A 19829-nucleotide genomic window follows, 5' to 3' on the forward strand; every position below is an offset into this window, starting at 1 on the left:
TCGATATGTCTGTCAGTGGATTCAGGATGCTCAGTCGAGCTCGTGCAGACGACCGGCGTCCTCGACGTCTGGCCGCACCTTGGCATACGCTGTCGCGATGATACCCGCGAGAGCAATCACGCTCGCGTAGACGATCACAGGCCAGATGTGTCCGGCCCAGGCGAAGAGCGCCGCGCAGATGAGCGGGGCGAAGCCGCCACCGAGGGTGTTCGAGAACTGGTAGCCGACGTTGACGCCCGTGGTGCGCGCCTCGACGTCGAACATCTCGGTGAGCAGCGTCTGCAGAGTTCCCTGCATGGCAACGCCCGGGATCACGAAACCGACGATCATGCCGAGCCAGATCAAGACGGCCGTTCCGCCGCTGAAGAGCGCGAAGGCGGGGTAGATCAGCACGGCGAAGCCGATGCAGGCAAGAATGTAGAACCGGCGACGCCCGATCTTGTCTGAAATGTGGCCCCAGAACGGCGCCATCACGATCTGCAGGAGTCCCACGATCATTGTGCCGATGAAGCCCACCTGGGGATCGACGTCCTGCTGATTCACCATGTAGGCGAGTCCGAACGTCAGCACGATGTAGCCCGCGATGCTCTGCGGCAGACCAATGAAGATGCCGAGAATGAGGTTCTTCGGGTGACGAATTGCCTCGAGGAGCGGGTTCTTGCGCTTGACCGCACCGGTCTCGATTGTCTTCGTGTAGGTCTTGAACTCGTCGGACTCTTCGAGCTTGCTGCGCAGAATGACGGCGACGATGGTGAGCACGGCGGCGAACAAGAACGGAATGCGCCAGCCCCAGGTCAAGAAGAACGTGTCATCGCCCGCGCCGAGAATCGCCATCAGGCCGGCTGAGAAGACGTTCGCGACACCGGCGCCCGTGATCAGCAGCGCGCCGAAGAGCCCGCGACGGCCGGGAGGCGCGTACTCGACGACGATCGTGGCGGCCGGTCCCATCTCTCCACCAACGAAGAGCCCCTGGCACATGCGCAGGAACACGAGAAGAATCGGCGCGAGAAGCCCGATCGATTCCGTCGAGGGAATCAGCCCCATGAGAGTCGTACAGATTCCCATGCCGATCACGGTGATCATGAGCGATTGCTTGCGCCCGAAGCGGTCACCGACGAAGCCGAAGACGACGCCACCGAGCGGGCGAAGCAGAAAGCCGACGGCGAAGGTGGCGAACGACTGGAGCATTCCGGTGACGGGGTCGTCGCCGGGGAAGAACACGTGGGGGAAGACGACGGCCGCGGCCAGGCCGAAGAGGTAGTAGTCGTAGTACTCCATCATGGTGCCGATAGCACCGCCGGCGATCGTGCGGCGATCCTTTCGCGGAATCGCCCGCAGCCCCGTCTTGGGCTGCATCGCTGAGTTGGCCATAAGAGCCTCCTTACTCTTTGTATAGATCGACGTGGATCTATCGCATCTGAAGAACTGGCGTCTCTGTGGGGAACCCGCGACTCCAGGGGGCTATCAGCCGGTGTGGAGTAAGGTAGTCACGTAGACAAAACGTTAAGTTAGCATCAATATAAACAGTATGTCTACCACTTAGACTTTTTGTTAGGTGACGCAGTCGTCAAGTGCAAGGAGAATCGGATGCCGTCAGACGCCGTCCTCGCGTTGGAGCCCGACGCCGCAGACGCGAGAATCTACGAGACCGTCGACGAGATCTGCGCCGTCTATCGCCCCGCGATGCACGCAATGGCCGCGGCAGCCGGACCGGGCTGCGAGGTCGTGCTTCATGACCTCTCCGCAGACAACCCAGATCTCGATCACACGATCATCGCGATCGAGAATGGCCACGTCACCGGCCGCACGGTGGGCGGACCCTCAACGAGCCTCGGTGCCAGCGTCATTCACAACCAGGGCGCCGACCACGATGCATTCGGGTACCGCGGCTTCACGAGCGATGGTCGACAGCTGCGATGCTCGTCGATCTACTTTCGCAACCGCGCGGGCAAGATCATGGCGGCACTGTGCATCAACGTTGATGTCAGCGCGCTGCAGCAGGCGCGCACCCTTCTTGACAGCCTCGTTCCCCAGACAGCATCCGATTCTCCCGATGCACCGAGCGAGTTCTTCGGCCAAGACCTCGTCTCTGTCATGGACGCCATGGTGACCGACGCGATTCAGGCGATCGGCAAGCCCGTCGCCCAGATGTCGCGCAATGACCGCGTCGCCGTTGTGCGGACGCTCGACCAGCAAGGCGCGCTGCAGATGCGCAAGGGAATGGAGCACATCGCCTCGCGCCTCGGCGTCTCTCGTGTCACCGCGTACTCCTACCTCGATGAGGCGCGCGCCGACCAGGGCACGTCCGAGTCCGCGTAATTCCTGCAGCCCGGACGCGCCTCGCTCTGGCACTCACCAGGGAAGCACCCCGGCATCGTCGTTGAACGTTCCCGTCGGCCCGTCCGCCCCGAGCGTCGCCCACGACACGACGAACCGAGCAGTGTCTTCGACCGATCGCCCGGTAACTCCCACGGCTTCGGTCATATCTGTGGTCGTCGTTCCGGGCTCGATGGCGTTGAACTTGATGCCGGGGTGCAGCTTCGCGTACTGCACAGTCAGCATGCTGGCCGCGGCCTTCGACGACGCGTACAGCGCGACGGTCAGCCCGTACTCCGGCCGCTCCGGGTTGTTCACTGCCCCAAACGATCCGGCGCTGCTCGAAATGGTGACGACGTTGGGGTTCGATGAGCGCTGAAGCAGCGGAAGCGCCGCTTCCATGACGCGAACGATGCCGACGGCGTTTGTGTCGAACGACCGCAGGGCAGCGGGCCCATCGCGCGACGGGTCGAGAACCCCGGCGTTGTGCACGACAACGTCAAGGTGATCTTCGGCCTCCTCGATCGCGGCCAGCGCGGTAGAGACGGAATCGTCGTCAGTCACGTCGAGCTGCACGGCGCGCGCTCCGAGCTCGGCTGCGGCACGCTCGCCTCGCTCGAGATCACGCGCGCCGATGTAGACGGTGTGGCCCAGCATGGTGAGTTGTCTTGCGGTCTCGTAACCGATGCCTTTGTTGGCCCCGGTGATGAGTGTGACGGTCATCTGTGTCCTTCCGGAATTATCGGCCCAAACAGGCCGTTCATAACGGTAGGAGCGACGGCCGCGCACGCCCAGAGCCCCGGGGAGACCGGGGCCTGACAGGGCCTCCTCTGTTCCCTCCCCCGAGGTTTAAGGTTGCTGCATGCACGAGTCGACAAACGCCCTTGGCGAGTTTCTGCGCGCACGACGTGAACTGGTGACACCAGGCCACGTCGGCATACCCGATGGCGGGGTGCGGCGTGTGCCCGGGCTGCGGCGTGAAGAAGTTGCGATGCTCGCCGGCATCAGCGCGGACTATTACCTGCGGCTGGAACGCGGCCGCGACCGCAACCCCTCACGTCAGGTGCTCGACTCGATCGCCCGCGTTCTTCAGCTCGATGACGACCACCGCGCCCACCTGCTCTCGCTTGTCGCCGAGACGCCGCGGCAGCGCCGCCCGCTGCCCCGCACGCAGGCTCCGCCGACCGGCGCACTGAAGCTTCTCGATTCCATCGTGCAGCCGGCGTTCATCGAAAACCGCTACTTCGATGTTCTGGCGTCCAATCCCCTGATGCGCGCGGTCGACCCCCAGCTCACGGTCGGACGCAACCAGCTCAGAGATCTGTTTCTCGACTCAGGCGGTCAGTCGCTGTATCCCGAGTGGCAGAACGCAACCGAATGCCTCGTCGCCAACCTGCGTCACACCGTTGGGAATGACGTCGACGACCCACGGTTCATCGAGCTGACGGGAGAGCTCACTCTCGCGAGTCCGCGGTTTCGCGAGCTGTGGGCGCGACACGAGGTGCGTCGCCAGTCCGGTGGCGAAATGCGGTTCGACCACCCGGAGGTCGGCGACCTCACGCTCAATCGCGAGCGCATGAGCATCGATGGTCCAGACGGTCTCATGCTCGTCGTCTTTCACCCGGATGCCGGTTCGCACGACGCCGAGAAGCTGGCGCTGCTCGCGTCGTCATCAACCCCGTCGTCGCACGTGCGTGGAGAACTGAGACGCGCATGACGACCATGGGAATCATCGGCGCGGGTGACGTGGGTTCTCAGCTCGCCCGTGCGGCGATCGCCAACGGGTACACCGTCGTCATCGCCAATTCGCGCGGTCCGGAGACCCTGGCCGAGCTCGCGGGAAAGATCGTGCTCGACACGAACAACTACATGCGGTGGCGCGACGGCCATTTTTCCGTCGTCGCCTCTGGAGAGAAGACCATTCACGAACTGCGGCAGCAGCAGCTGCCCACCTCGAAGGTCGCATCGGCCTTCACGCACATCCAAGCGCCGACGCTGCTGCGTTTCGCACGGCATGCCGGTTCCCCGGAGCGCCTCGCCTTGGCCACGTCGAGCAACCATCCCGACGCCGTCGAACTCGTCACCGAGCTGTACGACAGGCTCGGCTACGACACCGTCGACAACAGTCCCGTGAGCCAGTCTTGGCGCGTCGGGCCCGGCACCCTCGCGTGGAACCGTTCACTCCGGGGCGGCCAGAACCGAGAGACGCTCATCGCCGGTCTGGCCGCAGCATCCGCGGCATGGGATGAATAGACTTCTGCGGGCTCACAAACTCCGCCGCTGCTGCACGTCTCTTGAACGTCTTGCCGAGCGCGATTCAGGGGCGCTCAGGGCCGGCCGGCCACCGGAGTGAGGCGACGACGCCCGTTCCCTCGCCGATCTCATCGGGATCAACGATGCGCACCTTTGCATCGGTGAGCACAGCGGCCCGCACAATGGCGGCAGTCGCCACGATCTCCTCGAGCACCGGCGATCCCAGAGCATCCTCGGGCGCCGTGGCCACCCACGGCTCGCCCTCAAGCGCGAGCGCCGAGTGCTGAAGCAGCGCGTGGTGGTCGATGAACACGTAGTCGGCCTGGCCTTGCGCGAGCGCGTGCACGACGTCGCCGAATCCCGTCGCCTGCAGCCTGCCGTTGTCGGCCGCAGCCTCGTCGAGGATCGTGCGGTTACGCCGACGCCGTGCGGCATCAAGCTGCACCTCGAGCGCGTGGCGCACGCGATCCTCCGACGCTCCCTCGGTGTTGACCTCACCGGGAATCACGTGCAGCAGATGCGTGGCCTGGTCGCTCAGCTGACCGCTCAGCAGCTGCACCGCGCGCACGTCGCCCGAGAGAAAGATCACTCGCGGGTGGTGCTCGGCGATCAACGCGGTGATCTGCTCGGCCACGTCACTCTGAGTCTGCTTCCACGTCTCTTCGCTGTGGCGCTGCAGGTTGGCCTCAGACGTGCGACCCGCGCTGACCTTGTTGATATACGGAGAGTCCGACTCGATATGCTTCGTGACGATCGGGTCACGGTCACCCTCCGCGAAGACGTTGATGTCGCCACCCCCGCGCCACGCACTCACGGTGAAGAACAGCTCGTCATCGGGAATCTGCAGTCGCAGCGGCGTCACGTCGACAATGGACCCGTATCGGATGCACTCGTCGCTCTGCATGCTTCCACCCATGACCGTGTGAAACCGCAGTTCGCCGTCTTGCGCGATCGCGAAGCGCACTGACGGGTCAGCGACGCCCGTCGGGTCGGCCATCGCCTCGAGGATCGCCTCGATGTCGGCATCCGGAGCCCCCGCCGCGCTCAAGCCGTCTCTGACGTGCGTTCGCCGGGCAATCGCCATGCCCTCCGGATCGCTGGTCCCCGCGGTGGAGTCGATGAACACCATCGACTTCGGCGCGGTGTCGCGCAGCAACTGGGCAATGAGTTCTTTATCGAGGGGCATGATCACTCTCTTTCTCATACAGGTTGACTACGACATGACTACGGCGTGCTCGCGTATGTGGGAATCAGCACAGCGAGAAGTCCGATGACCGCGATGAGGCCGAGCAGCACGGCGAGTGCGCGCAGACGCGCAATTCGGCTGTGAACGGCAAACCGCACGACGATCATCGCCGCGTAGAGCAGCACGATGAGCACGGCGCCGACAAGCGGGGCCGGATTGCCAAGCGGCACAAGCGGAATGAGCACGACGAGGCAGATCACCACAAAAACGGCGCCGACGACGAGCCAGATCGCTCCTGACGATGTGCGCAACGCTGGCTGGTTCGCCATCCTCGTCGGATCCTCGCCGTCACGAAACTCACGGCGGTCGTCTTCGTTCTGTGCCGCCCCCATATGGGCACCATATCTCGCCGCGGTGATCGATGTAAGAGGCGGATCAGGGTTCACTCAGCCAGGCGCGTTCGCCGTCGGCCGAGCGTGGCGGAGGCCAGGCCGACGGAGTCGTTTGCTGTAGCTGCTCAGTCCGCCCTGACGATGTCGCCGGTGCCCGAGATGTTCTTCTCGACGGTGGCGCTGCCCGCGTGCCGGATCGTTCCGCTGCCTTCGATCGTCGCCGCGAGCGTCGCCGTGGCGTGAACCGCGATGCTTCCCGTGCCCTCGATGAGTGCGACAGCATCTGTCGCCGTCACGTCTGACGCGTCGAGATCGCCTGAGCCCTCGATGGTGAGGGACTGGTCGGCCGCCGTGCCGGCCAGCGTGATGTCGCCCGACCCCTCGATGCGCGCCGTCACCGACTCGGCGTCGATGTCACTCACCCGCAGATTGCCGCTGCCCTCGATAACCGCCTCAACAGTGTCAGCGTCGACGCCCGACGCGTCGATGTCGCCCGATCCGCTGATCGTGAGTTCGACAGCATCCGCTCCGGAAAAATCTGCCGTGAGATCGCCTGATCCCGACACCGTGGCCGTGTCGAGCGAGGGAACCGTGAGCTCATACGTGATGGGGCCCGGGTTGGTGAAGAAACTGAACGAGCCGTTCCTCGTGCCCAGCTCGAGAACGCCATCGGTCACCTCAGACGTGAGCGAGTCGATGACGTTCTCGCCCGCCGTGATGGTGAGTGAGACGTCGTCGCCCTTCGTGACGACGACGTTGCCCGCTGTCTCCAGATCGACCGCCGTCACCTCGCTGATCTCTCGCTCGTGACTCGTCGGCTCACCGGGGTTGAAAACTGAGCACCCGGTGAGTGCGCCGCCGAGGATCAGAAGGGATGCTGCCGCGCTGAGTGTGCGGAACCGCATGTCGTGACTCGCTTTCATTGCTGGGCGCGGCCGTCGTGCCGCACGCTACTCAGAGTAAGCACGGCGGATGCTCGCGCGACACGTCCGCTCGGGTGATCTTCGTCGAGCGGAGACATACCCAGGTATGAGATGCCGCCCGACTCAGGCCATGGCCGCTCTGAGCTGCGTCACCGTCGGGATGTCGGCGGGCGCCCACTCGAGTTCGTCGAGACCGGATGCCGCGACCCAGCGCAGCTCGGCGTGCTCCGTCGCCTCGGGCTCGCCCCCGTCGAGCGTGCAGAAATACGTCGTGAGCGCGACCGTGACGTTCTCGTACGCGTACGTTGTCGTCTCGATGCGCTCGCCGACGACGATTCCGCACCGCAGCTCTTCTCGAATCTCGCGTCGCAACGCGGCGTCGGGGGTCTCGCCCGCCTCGATCTTGCCGCCGGGAAACTCCCACAGACCGGCCTGCACCTTCTGCTCGCCGCGCTTGGCCGCCAGCACGAAACCGTCGCGCACGATCACAGCGCCGACGACGGCGACATGGGCTCGGGTGCTGCTCATGGCGTGAACAGTAGCAGCTCCCGGCGCACCGTTACGTCCACCGCGACAGTCTTCCGCGCAGAACCCGTGCCGCAGAGGTGCTCAAAGGCACGTGGTGGGCGAGCAGCGTCACCAGCCCATACCGTCTGGCCTCCAGCGGCCAGACAAGAAGCACGCCCGCGAGCGCGGTCATGATCGGATACTGAGCAATGAGTTGGTCTGACAGCCAGTACATGACGAGCGTTCCAACGCCCCCGAGCGCAGCGGGAAGCGTGAGCACACCGACGACGAGCGCGACGCCGAGGCCGACCTCCAGAAACGGAACGACAACGCCGAAGAAGCCCGGAAAGCCGCCGAGCACGCTCTCGGCGAACTTCATCGAACGCAACGGTGCCCCAGCTCGACACCAGAGGCGACGGCATCCTCGTCTGTTCCGTTCGTCAGGTAGAGATGCAAGTCGGGGCCAGTGCTCGGCGTGCTTGATCACGGCAGCGGCGTCTCGAGCGAAGACCTCGGCCACCTGTTCGACGTCGGGTGGCGAGCCAGCGCGGCCCGCAGCGCAGACGTACATGTGCCGGGAACGACGGGAGCAGGGCTCGGCCTCGCCATCGTTCGCGGCATTGCCGAAGCGCACGGTGGCGACGTGCGTGCCCTCACCCTCAACGACGGTTTTCGTGTTGACCTTGTGCTGCCAATGACGGCGCCCTGACCGCAGCCGCGACCCGAGCCTCCGTGAACGCAGCGCGACCAAACGACGAACGTTAGTGAGCGATATCGACGGAGCTCTTCCCCCGTGGTTGCAGTATTGGTAACGTTTCCACAACCGTGAGCGCCCGGGAGTGTTTGCGGTGTTCGGAACGCATTCATAAGGAGAAAATTGCGCAGCAGAGCGACGACCCTTGGCATCGCGGCAGCCGTTGGAATCGGCCTACTCGCACCCACGGCACCGGCATTTGCCGATACGCAGATCTCGGCATTCGAGGCCGTCGATCAGTTCATCGGCACCGGCTTCGACACGGCGGACGGAGGCAAGGGAAACGACGCGTACGGCAACACGTTTCCCGGCGGAACCGTACCGTTCGGCATGGTGCAATCGAGCCCCACGACATACGACTCTGCGTCTGGCGAGAACTTCGGCGGCTACGAGTACGGCGCAGACGAGATTCGCGGCTTCGGCATGACACGCCTCTCGGGAACGGGTTGCCGCGGCCGCTTCGGCGGCTACGACTTTCCGATCATGCCGTATTCGAGCGACACATCAAACGCGACAGCTCCACCACTGTCGCCGCGCGACGACATCACCGACTACTACCTCCCGTTCGACCATGCGAACGAAGACTCCGACCCCGGCTGGTACTCCGTCGAGCTCGACAACGGCGTCGGCGTGGAGCTCACAGCCACAACACGCACAGCCGTCAGCAGCTTCGACTTCCCCGACGGTCAGTCAACACTGCTGATCGACGCCGCCGGCAGCAACAACGATGTATCAGATGCCGCCATCGGCATCGACCCCGAGACGAACACGGTCACCGCCAGCGTCACGGCGAAGATCGTGTGCGCGCAGGGCCCGTCATACACCGCGCATATGTCGGCGAACTTCGACGCCGACTTCGTCGACTACGGAACCTGGGACGGCGACGGCCTGCACGAGGGCACAACCGCAGCATCCTCCACCACAACGAAGCACGGCTCGGGCGCATGGGTGAGCTTCGAGCCTGGCGCTGACGTGACGGCATCCATTGGTCTCAGTTTTGTCAGTGTGGAGGGCGCGGCGAACAATGCCGAAACCGAGGTGGGCGACGCCGACTTCGACACGGTGCGCGAGCGCGCCGCCGATACCTGGCGAGAAGCACTCGGCACGATCGACGTCGCCGGCGGCACAGACGGGCATCGCACCGAGTTCTACACGGGGCTCTACCACTCGCTTCTGCACCCGAATGTGTTCGAGGATGCCGATGGCAGATACACCGGGTATGACGGCGACGTGCACCAGGTCGACGATGGCCGGCACTTCTACGTCAACTTCTCGAGTTGGGACACCTACCGCAGCCAGGCCCAGCTGATCGCGCTGCTCTACCCCGACGTTGCGAGCGACATCAATCAGTCGATCGTCGACATGGTCGAGCAGACCGGCGTGTGGACGAGTTGGCCCAGTTACAACCAGACGCAGACGAAGATGACGGGCGACTCACTGCAGGTGGTGATTGCGGCAACGGATGCCTTTGGAAGCACCGACTACGATCGCACGGCCGCCGTCGAGTCGATGATCGCCTCGCAGTCTCTTCCAATGAGCACGTCGAACCGCAGCGATGGCTACCAGTACGCGAGCCTCGGCTGGATCGAGAGCTCGAAGAACGGTGCAGCGACATCGCGCGTGCTCGAGTATGCTGTCGACGACTTCGCCATCGCGCAGTTAGCGCAGCGACTCGGATACGACGACGCGTACAACGCGTTCTCTGTGCGCTCGCAGAGCTGGCGCAACCTGGTCAACCCGCAGACGCAGGCGATCGACGCGCGCGATCGACACGGCTTCACCAACACCGATCTCACCAGACAGGGAGACCAGTTTGAGCAGTCCACAGGCAAGCAGTACGGCTGGTCCGTTCCGTTCAACATGTCTGCGCTCGTTGAGGCCCGAGGCGGCGTAGACGCGGGGAAGGCAGCGCTTGACGATGTGCTCACCGAGCTGGATGCCGGCGCATTTAGTGACTACGCCTACCTGAGCAATCAGCCGAGCTTCGGCCTGCCCTGGGCGTACAACTGGCTGCAGGACCCGGCGTCGACGACAGACACCCTGTATCGCGCCCATGACGTCATGTACGACGCAACACCGTACGGCCTGCCGGGCAATGACGATCTCGGGTCGCTGAGCTCGTGGTACGTGTGGTCGAACCTTGGCATCATGCCTGCGATCTACGGCACAGCGAACCTCGTCGTCTCGGCGCCCATGTTCGACGCCATCACGATCTCGAGCGTCGGCAGCGACCGCACCATCGAGATCACGGCGCCCGGCGTGAGCGACGGAGCGAAGTACACGACGGGCCTCGCCGTGGACGGCGCAGCTCAAACGGCATCCTGGGTTCCCGAAGAGTTCACCCAGACCGGCGGATCTCTCGAGTTCACGATGTCGGCAACGCCCGGCGACTGGGGTACGGGGGCAGACGACGTTCCGCCGTCATACGATCACGGTTCGAACGCGCGCAATGCAACAGGAATCACGTCTGACGGCAATGGCGCATACGGATCCCTCGACATGACCGACCACTCGCTGTCGCGCGAGAAGCTCGCTGGCCAGGGGCTCGTCAGCGGTGAGAGCATCACCGTCGACGACGTCGAGTTCACCTGGCCCGACACAGCAGACGGACAACCAGACCATTGGATTCCGCACGGCCAGCGCATAGAGCTCGAGCCGCAGCGCGGCACCGGCATCTCATTCCTCGGACTCGCGACGAACGGGCCGAGTGAGGGCACCGCGACCGTCGTCTACAAGGACGGTTCGACGCAGGAGGTGGCGATGCAGTTGACCGACTGGGCGGCATCCTCTCCCGAGTTCGGTAACACGGCAGTGGCAACGACGAGTGGGCGCAACCTGAAGAACGGCAGCGCCGACACCACGTCGACAGCCGTGTTCGCCACAGAGACACAGGCGATCGACCCCGAGAAGACAGTGACGGCGATTGTGATGCCACGTGCCGACTATGACGGGATCGCTCACGTCTTCGACGTCGCGCTGCAGAACGCTGAACTCGTCGACACGGAACCGACGGACCCAACGGACCCGCCGGTCGACCCGACAGACCCGCCCGTCGACCCGGAGAACCCTGATGATGGTGACGGTGCTGCCGATGGCTCGACTGACGGCACCGATGATGCAGCGAGCGATGCGGCAGAAGGCAGTCTGCCCTGGACCGGTGCCGATGTCGGCATCGCACTGCTCGCCGCGCTCGCGGTGATCGCGTTGGGAGCCGGGCTGCTGCTCGCGCGCAGACGACTCCGCATGCGTCGCTGACGCGCCGCTCTCAGGGCCGGGCAGTCGTTGCCCGGCCCTGCACGCCTGGTGCCGCGCCCATATGCTGGTGTCATGCTGCGAGAGTTCTGGTCTGGTGTGACGATGCTCTTTCGCGGCTTCGGTTCGTGGCGCACACGGCCGAAGCTCATGGCCCTCGGGCTCATCCCCGCCGCAATCTCGTTCATTCTGCTCGCTGCTGCGCTCATCACCTTTGCCGCGTTTCTGCCGACGATCGTCACCTGGGCGACGCCGTTCGCCGAGTCGTGGAACGACGTTCTGCGCGACGTCATCCGGTTTCTTCTCGGGCTCGTCGCGTTCGGCGCAGCATCCGTTCTCGCTGTCATCACCTTCACCGCGCTCACGCTCGCGATCGGGGATCCGTTCTACGAGCGCATTTCGCGTGGCGTCGAGACCGATCTGGGCGGAGAGATTCCGGATGCCGTGGGCGGCTTCTGGCGCGGGGTGGTCGACGGCCTGCAGCTCGTGTTCTTCGGTGTGCTCGCCGCTCTGCTGATGTTTCTGCTGGGGCTCATTCCCGTTGTCGGGTCAGCCGTCGCCGCGGTTCTCGGGTTCATCATCACGGCGCGGCTGCTCGCGCGCGAGCTCACGTCGCGCACGTTCGAGTCCCACGGCGTTCCTCTTGCCGCGCGACGTCAGCTGCTCAAGCGGAACCGGTGGCGCATTCTCGGGTTCGGCGTTGTCACGCAGCTGTGCTTTCTCATTCCGCTCGGCGCCGTCGTGGCAATGCCTGCCGCGGTGGCCGGGGCAACGATGCTCGCGCGCGAGTTGCTCACCCCGTCCCGGCCCACTCCGCCCGCGTCTGCGTAGGGCTACCCCTCGGCGAGAATCGCGTCGATCTGCCCCATGGCGAGCGCCATGCCCTCCTGCATGCCCATCGCAATCAGGCGCTCGAGCTGCTCAGAGCTCGAGAACTGCGTCAGCACGGTCATGCGCGTGCCAGCATCCGTCGGCTCGAACGTCACGGTGATGTGCGCGCGATCGTCGGGGTCGATGGGCTCCCCCGTGTTGTCGCTGAAGCCGTCGTCGAGCTCTAGGCGATGCGGCTCGTCAATCGACGTGATCTGAAACCAGGCGTGCGACCGATCACCTTCGGGCCCGGTCATGTAATAACGGCTCTGCCCGCCAACCTCGAATTCGTGCCTGTGGAACGTCGCCGGGTACCCAGGCGGGCCCCACCAGCGCTCAAGCTGCCGCGGGTCGGCCCAGAGCTGCCAGGCGCGCTCGGGCGTTGCAGCGAGCTCGGTGGCGATGGTGAGCGTGAGCGCTTCAGCATCCCTCGTGCTTGTTGTTACCGTCATGATGTCTCCCCTGATTTATCGTCGGCGACGATGTCGTGCATGCGAGCGATGCGACCGCGCCAGATGGCCTCGTACTCGTCGAGCAGCAGGGACGCGCGTTTCACCGCATCCGGATTTCCGTGCACGAGCTGCTCCCGCCCCTGACGCTGCTTGGTGACGAGACCTGCCCGCTCAAGCACGGCAACGTGCTTCTGCACGGCAGCGAAGCTCATGGCGTAACCCACCGCCAGCGCAGACACCGACAAAGCCTGTGCCATCACGCGCTGCACGATGTCTCGCCTCGTCGCATCTGCCAGTGCCTGGAAGATGCGATCCACGTCGCCGTCGCTGGACTCTTTTACAACCATTTGGTTGTACGTTAGCAGCACTCCCGCGCGCACGCAAGAGGTCGTTCTGGTCGCGTCGAGACGCCGCTGCGATGACTCAAGCCGGCGCGGCGACAACAGCGCCTACCGTGTGCAGCCATTCGGAACTTTCCGCCCCAGATCGGCGTGTCGCACGCACGGCATCGGCGTGTCTTGCAGAAGTTCCGAATGAGTGAGCATCCATTAGGCTCAGTTTCCATGACCACGCCAATGGAGAGTCCGGATGCCGCCGCGCGCTCACGTGCACACGAGGCATCCGATCGTTCGGCTCCGACGCGGGTAGAACTCGATCTCGGTATCACCGGTCGCATTCTCGATTGGGCGAACACCCTCGTCTGGGGCGGCCTGGCCGGCTCGGGTATCGGAGCCTGGCTGATTCTCTGCCTCGGGCTGACCGACGTGCTCGGCACCGACGCTGCAACGACGGACGCCATCACGCGGGCTGCCTTCGGCGCGTTCCTCATCGGCGCTGGCGGGTGCTATCTCCTGGGCGGCATCGTGTCTGCACTGCGCACACTTCACTACGCCAAGCACGTCGGCGCTGCCCTTCGGGCCCCCGATGCCGCGGGAATCGTGAACTACCAGGCGTGGACTGCCGTCGGTGAAACGCAGTTCGGGCGAGCGTTCGTCGCCTTCATCGCGCAGGCGATCATTCTCATGAGCGTCGGCGCGTTCATGGCGATGGCCGCTATCGCGTTCTTCGCCGAGGACGGCCTCGACTCAAGCACGCTCATCGCGCTGGCTTCTGCCGTGGTCGGACTCGGCGCGGGGATCGCAGCGCTCGTCGGAGTGAAGAAGCTGCGTGCCTACCGCACCGTGCTTTGCCCAGACGACCCTCGCGGAACACGAGTTCCGAGGCCGCCGGGCCTGAGACGGGTGCCCAGCCCAGCATCCAGACCACACCGTGTCGCCGCTCGACTGCAGAAGCTCTCGTTCAACGCCGCGTTCAGCATCGCCATCCTCGGGCTCTTGGGATTTGTCACGTGGGGCGTGGTGACCGGCCAGGTGGTCATGATCGGCGGGCACGTGCGCGCCCTTCCCGATGGTCTCGCCGACGAGCTCACGGCCGGCGACCTCACGGCGATGAGCGTTGTATCGATCGCCATGGCGCTCACGTCGCTCGCCAGCGTCACGCTCATCGTCATCGGCAACGTGATCGCCGAGGTGCAACGCTCGATCGCCGTGCGATCGCTGCTGCCATACGCCACGGCAGCGGATTCCGGCTCGACGTACCCGCGCAAAGAAGTTTCCGAAGATGCCCTGACGAACTACTCGGGCACACGGCGGGCGACGGGGCTCGTGGGAGCTGTCGCTGTGTTCCTTGTCGTCGCCGCTGTCACACCGCTCTCGACGACGCCGTACATACCGGCCGCACCCGTGCTGATCGCCCTCGCTGTCGTCGCCGTTGCCGCGGTGGCGATCGCCGATATCGCAACGGAGCCACGCTCGAGGCGCGCACGCAACACGATTCTCGCCGCGTGGCCGACAGCCCACGCCTTCTCGTCGCGATTCGCACCCAACCCCACGAAAGAAGAGAAGAAGGCTCTGAAGTGGGCGAAGAGACACGAGAAAGAGAAGCAGAAAAAGAAGTCACTGTCGAACAACTGACGCGCTTCATTCTCGGCAGTAACGCCGCACCGCGCATGCTACGCTCGGGGCGGCCGTTCAGACGGTCGACACGATGCGCCCAACCAGTCGGCGTGCGCGCAGAGCGAAAGCGAGGTGAGTGACCCATGGACGGTGAGAGTTCTCATCGCAGACCGGGCACCGCACTCGCTCCGCACATAACCTCACTCTAGAGTCGCAGTCGGCGCGGGCGGTCCCCGGTTTTCCCGTCATCCGAAAATCTGACCGGATCTCGCGCGACGCTCAATCGCGCTCGTCGAGGTGATCCGGTTGCGCGCGCTGACTGCATCCGCTCCGCGCGCCGAGCGAGAGGAGTCCGACCATGACTGTGGACTTCACAGGCGACATGACCGGTGCGATCGACGCGATCTCGCATCAAATCACCTCCAGCGACCTGACCGGCGTTGCCAAATCTGTGGTCGGCCTGCCGACACGCGAGATCGTCGACATCTGCGAACGACTGAATGTGAAGCAGCGAGCTGTGGTGTTTCGCCTGCTTCCCAAGCAGCAGGCGCTCGAGGTGTTCGAGGCGCTCGCTCCTCCGCTGCAGAGTGATCTGGTCTCAGCGCTGCGCGACTCCGAGGTAGCCTCGCTGTTCGCCGAGCTTGACCCCGATGACCGGGTGTGGCTGCTCGACGAGCTCCCCGCGGGCGTCGCCCCTCAGCTCCTGCGTGGCCTGCCGGACCGCGAACGCGAGTTGACGGCCGTCGTTCTCGGGTACCCGCAAGACAGCATCGGCCGGCGAATGAGCCCTGAGTACGTCACAACGCACCCCGGTCTGAGCGTGACGCAGACCCTCGCGCGCATTCACGCCGGGCTCGAGCACGCCGAGACGATCTACACAGTGCCAGTTCTTGACGATGGCCGTCGCGTCGTAGGCATCGTGAGCCTGCGCGGCCTCATGAGCGCCGACGGCGATACCCGCATCGACGAACTGATGACGTCACCGCACACCGTGGGTGCGACGGCTGATGTCGAGGATGCCGCGCGAGCCTGCGCCAACCTCGGGCTTCTGGCGCTTCCCATCGTCGACAGCGAATCGCGACTTGTCGGCATCCTGACCATTGATGACGCCGTGCGCATTCTCGAGAACGAAGAGAGCGAGGATGCTGCCCGCCAGGGCGGTGTCGAGCCGCTGCGCCGCCCGTACCTGTCCACGCCGATTCGCAGTCTGGTGCGCTCGCGCGTGCTGTGGCTTCTGGTGCTCGCGGTCGGGGCGACACTCACCGTTCAGGTGCTCGAGGTGTTCGAAGACACGCTGAACGCGGTCACCGTTCTTGCCTTGTTCGTTCCGCTGCTCATCGGTACCGGCGGTAATACCGGGAACCAGGCGGCGACAACGGTGACGCGGGCGCTCGCGCTCGGCGACGTGCGGTCGCGTGACATTCTGCGCGTGCTCGGCCGCGAGATGCGCGTGGGCTTCTTTCTCGGTCTCATGCTCGGAACGCTGGGGTTCGCCATTGCGACGCCCGTCTACGATCTGGGAATCGGCGTCACGATCGGACTGACTCTCGTTGCCGTGTGCACGGTAGCGGCAACGATCGGCGGCATCATGCCGCTGGCCGCGCACGCGATCCGTGTCGACCCCGCTGTGTTCTCCAACCCGTTCATCTCGACGTTCGTCGACGCGACAGGTCTGATCATCTACTTCGTCATCGCGATGGCGATTCTGCAGATCTGACCCACTCGCTCTCGACAGCGCGCGTGCCGGGCGCCGCGCGATTTTGCGTGGCGCCCGGCAGCGTTGATCAGCGATTCCAGGTTGCCTCGTAGTCGTCGAGACTGCTGGCCCAGTAGTAGCCGGGCGCGAGAATCAACTCGGGCACAAACGTCACCGTATACGGCGTGGAAATGCCCTCCGTGTTCACCTCCACCTGACCGTTCTCGTCTGTGGTGGCGCTGAAGTGCTTTCCCGCAGCCCCGCCGAAGTGTCCGAACACCGTTGCACCCTCGACGGGGTCGCCGGTCTCGGCATCCACAACCGTCACCTTCGCCCATGACCATGTGTTCTGGTCACGGAAGTCGACTGACGAGATCCGCATGGCCGCCGTACCGTCTCCCACACTGGTTATGGCGGATGCTTCAGCAGACGCCGAACTCGAATGCCCGGCGATATCGACGGCGATGATCTTCCACGAGTACCCGGTGCCAGCCGTCAGCCCGACATCTTTCGCGAAGTTCGTCTGAGTCGTGCGCACGAGTGTGCTCGCGTCTGGCGTGAAGTCCTGAGTTGTCGAACGGTGCACCTCGTAGTGATCCACCATCGAGTCATCTGAACTGCGCGACCAGTGCAGATCCACGCGGTGCGCGTCGTACACCTCGGCAGTCAGTTCTGCCGGCGTACTCGGCGCGGACTCGTCGGCAACAGGGCTCTGCCAACGCGTGCCGTCGGAGGACCATTCGGTGGGCAGCACGCGAAGCGAATCGTAGTGGTGCATCGCAATGCCGAGGAATGCGGGAGAATTCTCGAACGCCGCGTAGACCGTGGCGAGCTCTGCCTCCATGGCATCCCGCCCCTCCTCCTGAAAGGAGATCGACTCCGGGTCGCCCGATGCCGAGATCGAGTCGGTTTCGACACCAACCATCACGTGCTTGCCCACGCTGGCTGCATACTCGATCTCGTTCTGAGCGTGCAGAATGATGCCAACTGGACCATCGGCGACGTCGCGGTAATCCATTAGCGACACGTAGTCGAGGGTGTCGATGACGTGTCGGGCACAGTTCTGCGTCGTGCCGTGCCATGTGATGTTCTGGCACTCGTCATTATCGTCGAGCCAGCGCGGGATCGCGGCTCCGACTCTGAGCTTCTCGCCGCTTGCTGCCTTGCGGTCCATCATTGCCGAGAGCATATCGAGGTACTGCGTCTGAACCGTCTGGCTGGCATCGCGCCAGTCCGCAAGACCGTGCGGCTCGATGTCGATATTGACGCCGTCGAACCGTTCCTCGGCACCGGAGGCGATGTTGTAGTTGAGCACAGTCTCCATGAGCTCGACGGCATTGTCGTGATACCGCTCATATGACCACATTGGAGCAGCGTACGATCCCGACCCCAGGAGCGCATGCACCTGATAACCGCGGTCGTGAGCCCACTCGATCAGCGAACGGTACTGGTCGGGGTGATCGCGCAGCGCATACTGGCCGTCGTACCGATCGGCGTAGATGTACAAGGTCTTGATCCGCTGCGGAGCCAGGCTCTCGTCGTCGACGAACGCGGCGAGAACATCCCGAGCGCCTGGGTTCTCAAGAAGCTGAGCTGTGGCTGACTCCCAGACCCACATGGCGCGATCCGACTGCACGGGTGGTGCCTCATCGAACGACCCTGTTCCCGAGTGCGTGTATGTCGTCGCCGTCGTCGTGACAATTCCGTCTGTGTCGATCGCGCGAGCCTGGATGGCGTGCGAGCGGTTCCCCTTCATCACGGGCCCGTGGAGGAAGTACCGGTCATGCGGCAGCGCCTTCGCCGATTCCCAGTCGCCACCGTCGATGCGCACCTGAACGTCGTCGATGCCCTGAGCATCAGAGGCGGTCATCGAGACCTTCAGCCTCCCGTTGACCTGGGAGCCGTCGTCGGGCGATGTGATGTCGATGACGGGAGCTTCACGCCCGGCGAGTTGCACGTCGACAGTTGTGGACTCACCCCATCGCCAGTACCTGTCCTGCAGCGACGAGCAGCGCACCGTCACCTCCACCTCGCCCGACACATCCTCGGCCTCGGGATCGAACGTGTATGACCAGGTGCCCGTGCCATCGGCATCCGGATCGTCGGTGTGCGCGTCGTAGAGCGTTCCGGCGTTGAACGCCACCTTCACCTGGTACGCATCTGTGTACGTTCCGCTGACCGTCACGGCCTCGGTGATGGTGCTCCCCGGGGCGGGGCTCGTCACCTGGCAGCCAGACTCCGGAGCCGCAGCGGCCGGCAGCGCCTGCCCCAGCGGCGTCACGCCGATTCCCGCCGCAAGCGCGATGGCTGCGACTCGTCGCCGTCTGTGAGTTGTGTGTGTCATCATTGCCCTCCCAGGGTGCTGATCTTCACCCAGTCGATGTATTGATATTGCGATGTGTATGCGAAGTCGCCCGACCACGACGCTGCCCAATTGCCGACCCAGAGCTGGGCGGGCAGCGTCGGTACGGTGGCGGTCTGCGTGGCGTACAGCACGTTGTCGACGTAGAACTCAATGCGTGGAGTTCCGTTGACGCCGTCGTACCAGTCCCACCGGTAGGTGTGGAACGCGCCGTCGTTCTGGGGCAATCCGAGATCGACGTCCTCGAGCGTGGCGTCCCCCGGCTCGAGCGAGACGTAGCTGTTGAACCCAGCCCAATGCGACCAGTCGGCCCGGTCGCCCTTTCCTGCCGCGGGCATCTCGATGTCGATCTCGGTGTAGTCGCCGGTTCCGGGGTTGTAGTAGTTCCAGATGCACGAGCATCCGCCCGAATACGGCAGAGTCTTCATGCGCACTTCGTAGCGCCCGGCACCGAAGCGCTCCTTCGTCCACACCAGGCCTCCGGTGCGCACGCCGGTGTCTTGCCTGGTGTAGCGGCGGGGATCACCCACCGGGTACGACGCGTCGGTGGCCAGGATGCCGCGGACGGGGCCCGTGTACTTGTCGCCGTTTGCCCGTGCTGCGAGCACATCGACGGGTGTGCCCGCGTCGTTCACCGTCGTGAGTGAGAGGTTCTCGGGCACGACGCCGTAGTTGTCTGCCCCCCATTGGTGCAGGCCCGCCACCCACTTTGTCGTGTCGAGACTTGTTCCGTTGAAATCGTCGAAAAACAACACGGTTCCGGATGCTGTCGCGGCGCCGTCCGACACAGACTCCGCACCGGGCGGTGCCGCGCCCCCGGTCAGTGCTGCGACGCAGCTCACCGCCGTGACGCCTGCGGCGAGCGCGATGCGCGCCCGTGTTCGTGTTTTCGGTGAAGAGAGCACCATTGC

Annotated in this window: 19 protein-coding genes; 8 read left to right on the forward strand and 11 right to left on the reverse strand. The window is 64.5% G+C overall.

What is annotated here, in order from left to right:
• Positions 1 to 30: 30 nt before the first annotated feature.
• Positions 31 to 1371 carry an MFS transporter gene (locus HCR84_RS16720; protein WP_235940753.1) on the reverse strand — a complete coding sequence of 447 codons (1341 nt, stop codon included), beginning with the start codon at positions 1369 to 1371 and terminating at the stop codon, positions 31 to 33.
• A gap of 216 nt (positions 1372 to 1587) precedes the next feature.
• Here HCR84_RS16720 and HCR84_RS16725 point away from each other — a divergent pair, with 216 nt between their 5' ends.
• Positions 1588 to 2319, forward strand: coding sequence for a helix-turn-helix transcriptional regulator (locus tag HCR84_RS16725; protein ID WP_166979059.1), 732 nt, complete (start codon positions 1588 to 1590; stop codon positions 2317 to 2319).
• Between the two features lie 33 nt (positions 2320 to 2352).
• On the opposite strand, the gene HCR84_RS16730 is transcribed toward HCR84_RS16725, so the two are convergent.
• Positions 2353 to 3039 carry an SDR family NAD(P)-dependent oxidoreductase gene (locus HCR84_RS16730; protein WP_166979056.1) on the reverse strand — a complete coding sequence of 229 codons (687 nt, stop codon included), beginning with the start codon at positions 3037 to 3039 and terminating at the stop codon, positions 2353 to 2355.
• A 139-nt stretch (positions 3040 to 3178) separates the two neighbouring features.
• Between HCR84_RS16730 and HCR84_RS16735 the strand changes: the two genes are divergently transcribed.
• Both HCR84_RS16735 and HCR84_RS16740 read left to right on the forward strand, forming a co-directional pair.
• The gene (locus tag HCR84_RS16735; RefSeq protein WP_166979052.1) at positions 3179 to 4033 is read left to right on the forward strand and encodes a helix-turn-helix transcriptional regulator; all 855 of its coding nucleotides are present in this window, start codon (positions 3179 to 3181) and stop codon (positions 4031 to 4033) included.
• The gene (locus HCR84_RS16740; protein WP_166979050.1) at positions 4030 to 4569 is read left to right on the forward strand and encodes an NADPH-dependent F420 reductase; all 540 of its coding nucleotides are present in this window, start codon (positions 4030 to 4032) and stop codon (positions 4567 to 4569) included. Before HCR84_RS16735 ends, HCR84_RS16740 begins: the two co-directional genes overlap by 4 nt.
• 64 nt (positions 4570 to 4633) lie before the next feature.
• Here HCR84_RS16740 and HCR84_RS16745 read toward each other — a convergent pair whose 3' ends face one another.
• The 5 genes from HCR84_RS16745 to HCR84_RS16765 all read right to left on the reverse strand — a co-directional run bounded on the left by HCR84_RS16745 (position 4634) and on the right by HCR84_RS16765 (position 7956).
• Entirely contained in the window at positions 4634 to 5755 is a 1122-nt protein-coding gene (locus tag HCR84_RS16745; RefSeq protein WP_166979047.1) for a baeRF2 domain-containing protein, read from the reverse strand.
• 38 nt (positions 5756 to 5793) lie between these two features.
• The gene (locus tag HCR84_RS16750; protein ID WP_166979045.1) at positions 5794 to 6147 is read right to left on the reverse strand and encodes a hypothetical protein; all 354 of its coding nucleotides are present in this window, start codon (positions 6145 to 6147) and stop codon (positions 5794 to 5796) included.
• Positions 6148 to 6272: 125 nt separating this feature from the next.
• A complete protein-coding gene (locus HCR84_RS16755) occupies positions 6273 to 7052 on the reverse strand; it encodes a head GIN domain-containing protein (protein WP_166979042.1) in 780 nt (259 codons plus the stop codon).
• A gap of 141 nt (positions 7053 to 7193) precedes the next feature.
• The gene (locus tag HCR84_RS16760) at positions 7194 to 7598 is read right to left on the reverse strand and encodes a (deoxy)nucleoside triphosphate pyrophosphohydrolase (RefSeq protein WP_166979039.1); all 405 of its coding nucleotides are present in this window, start codon (positions 7596 to 7598) and stop codon (positions 7194 to 7196) included.
• Positions 7599 to 7629: 31 nt separating this feature from the next.
• Positions 7630 to 7956: a DoxX family membrane protein gene (locus tag HCR84_RS16765; RefSeq protein ID WP_166981676.1), complete on the reverse strand. Its 327-nt coding sequence runs from the start codon at positions 7954 to 7956 to the stop codon at positions 7630 to 7632.
• Positions 7957 to 8052: 96 nt separating this feature from the next.
• Here HCR84_RS16765 and HCR84_RS16770 point away from each other — a divergent pair, with 96 nt between their 5' ends.
• From HCR84_RS16770 to HCR84_RS16780, 3 genes are all read left to right on the forward strand, one after another.
• The gene (locus HCR84_RS16770) at positions 8053 to 8286 is read left to right on the forward strand and encodes an ATP-binding protein (protein WP_244972524.1); all 234 of its coding nucleotides are present in this window, start codon (positions 8053 to 8055) and stop codon (positions 8284 to 8286) included.
• Positions 8287 to 8454: 168 nt separating this feature from the next.
• Positions 8455 to 11586 carry a GH92 family glycosyl hydrolase gene (locus HCR84_RS16775; RefSeq protein ID WP_166979033.1) on the forward strand — a complete coding sequence of 1044 codons (3132 nt, stop codon included), beginning with the start codon at positions 8455 to 8457 and terminating at the stop codon, positions 11584 to 11586.
• 72 nt (positions 11587 to 11658) lie between these two features.
• Positions 11659 to 12414, forward strand: coding sequence for an EI24 domain-containing protein (locus HCR84_RS16780; protein ID WP_235940755.1), 756 nt, complete (start codon positions 11659 to 11661; stop codon positions 12412 to 12414).
• A gap of 2 nt (positions 12415 to 12416) precedes the next feature.
• Here the strand turns inward: HCR84_RS16780 and HCR84_RS16785 are convergent, their stop codons facing one another.
• Both HCR84_RS16785 and HCR84_RS16790 read right to left on the reverse strand, forming a co-directional pair.
• The gene (locus tag HCR84_RS16785) at positions 12417 to 12905 is read right to left on the reverse strand and encodes an SRPBCC family protein (RefSeq protein WP_166979030.1); all 489 of its coding nucleotides are present in this window, start codon (positions 12903 to 12905) and stop codon (positions 12417 to 12419) included.
• A complete protein-coding gene (locus tag HCR84_RS16790) occupies positions 12902 to 13252 on the reverse strand; it encodes an ArsR/SmtB family transcription factor (protein ID WP_166979027.1) in 351 nt (116 codons plus the stop codon). Before HCR84_RS16790 ends, HCR84_RS16785 begins: the two co-directional genes overlap by 4 nt.
• A gap of 216 nt (positions 13253 to 13468) precedes the next feature.
• Here HCR84_RS16790 and HCR84_RS16795 point away from each other — a divergent pair, with 216 nt between their 5' ends.
• Positions 13469 to 14878: a hypothetical protein gene (locus tag HCR84_RS16795; protein ID WP_166979024.1), complete on the forward strand. Its 1410-nt coding sequence runs from the start codon at positions 13469 to 13471 to the stop codon at positions 14876 to 14878.
• A 340-nt stretch (positions 14879 to 15218) separates the two neighbouring features.
• Positions 15219 to 16577: a magnesium transporter gene (gene mgtE, locus HCR84_RS16800; RefSeq protein WP_166979021.1), complete on the forward strand. Its 1359-nt coding sequence runs from the start codon at positions 15219 to 15221 to the stop codon at positions 16575 to 16577.
• A gap of 67 nt (positions 16578 to 16644) precedes the next feature.
• Here the strand turns inward: mgtE and HCR84_RS16805 are convergent, their stop codons facing one another.
• Together HCR84_RS16805 and HCR84_RS16810 are read right to left on the reverse strand one after the other, a co-directional pair.
• Positions 16645 to 18903, reverse strand: a complete 2259-nt coding sequence (locus tag HCR84_RS16805; protein ID WP_195706665.1) for an Ig-like domain-containing protein — start codon at positions 18901 to 18903, stop codon at positions 16645 to 16647.
• Positions 18900 to 19826: a DUF2341 domain-containing protein gene (locus tag HCR84_RS16810; protein WP_166979015.1), complete on the reverse strand. Its 927-nt coding sequence runs from the start codon at positions 19824 to 19826 to the stop codon at positions 18900 to 18902. The genes HCR84_RS16805 and HCR84_RS16810 overlap by 4 nt, the downstream gene beginning before the upstream one ends.
• Positions 19827 to 19829: the final 3 nt, after the last annotated feature.

Source organism: Paramicrobacterium fandaimingii (assembly GCF_011751745.2).
Lineage (GTDB): Bacteria > Actinomycetota > Actinomycetes > Actinomycetales > Microbacteriaceae > Paramicrobacterium > Paramicrobacterium fandaimingii.

What these genes read in the sequence shown, in the direction of transcription:
- HCR84_RS16720 (WP_235940753.1), bottom strand. Translation starts at nt 1,371, where the DNA reads ATGGCCAACTCAGCGATGCAGCCCAAGACGGGGCTGCGGGCGATTCCG.
- HCR84_RS16725 (WP_166979059.1), top strand. Translation starts at nt 1,588, where the DNA reads ATGCCGTCAGACGCCGTCCTCGCGTTGGAGCCCGACGCCGCAGACGCG.
- HCR84_RS16730 (WP_166979056.1), bottom strand. Translation starts at nt 3,039, where the DNA reads ATGACCGTCACACTCATCACCGGGGCCAACAAAGGCATCGGTTACGAG.
- HCR84_RS16735 (WP_166979052.1), top strand. Translation starts at nt 3,179, where the DNA reads ATGCACGAGTCGACAAACGCCCTTGGCGAGTTTCTGCGCGCACGACGT.
- HCR84_RS16740 (WP_166979050.1), top strand. Translation starts at nt 4,030, where the DNA reads ATGACGACCATGGGAATCATCGGCGCGGGTGACGTGGGTTCTCAGCTC.
- HCR84_RS16745 (WP_166979047.1), bottom strand. Translation starts at nt 5,755, where the DNA reads ATGCCCCTCGATAAAGAACTCATTGCCCAGTTGCTGCGCGACACCGCG.
- HCR84_RS16750 (WP_166979045.1), bottom strand. Translation starts at nt 6,147, where the DNA reads ATGGGGGCGGCACAGAACGAAGACGACCGCCGTGAGTTTCGTGACGGC.
- HCR84_RS16755 (WP_166979042.1), bottom strand. Translation starts at nt 7,052, where the DNA reads ATGCGGTTCCGCACACTCAGCGCGGCAGCATCCCTTCTGATCCTCGGC.
- HCR84_RS16760 (WP_166979039.1), bottom strand. Translation starts at nt 7,598, where the DNA reads ATGAGCAGCACCCGAGCCCATGTCGCCGTCGTCGGCGCTGTGATCGTG.
- HCR84_RS16765 (WP_166981676.1), bottom strand. Translation starts at nt 7,956, where the DNA reads ATGAAGTTCGCCGAGAGCGTGCTCGGCGGCTTTCCGGGCTTCTTCGGC.
- HCR84_RS16780 (WP_235940755.1), top strand. Translation starts at nt 11,659, where the DNA reads ATGCTGCGAGAGTTCTGGTCTGGTGTGACGATGCTCTTTCGCGGCTTC.
- HCR84_RS16785 (WP_166979030.1), bottom strand. Translation starts at nt 12,905, where the DNA reads ATGACGGTAACAACAAGCACGAGGGATGCTGAAGCGCTCACGCTCACC.
- HCR84_RS16790 (WP_166979027.1), bottom strand. Translation starts at nt 13,252, where the DNA reads ATGGTTGTAAAAGAGTCCAGCGACGGCGACGTGGATCGCATCTTCCAG.
- HCR84_RS16795 (WP_166979024.1), top strand. Translation starts at nt 13,469, where the DNA reads ATGACCACGCCAATGGAGAGTCCGGATGCCGCCGCGCGCTCACGTGCA.
- mgtE (WP_166979021.1), top strand. Translation starts at nt 15,219, where the DNA reads ATGACTGTGGACTTCACAGGCGACATGACCGGTGCGATCGACGCGATC.
- HCR84_RS16805 (WP_195706665.1), bottom strand. Translation starts at nt 18,903, where the DNA reads ATGATGACACACACAACTCACAGACGGCGACGAGTCGCAGCCATCGCG.
- HCR84_RS16810 (WP_166979015.1), bottom strand. Translation starts at nt 19,826, where the DNA reads ATGGTGCTCTCTTCACCGAAAACACGAACACGGGCGCGCATCGCGCTC.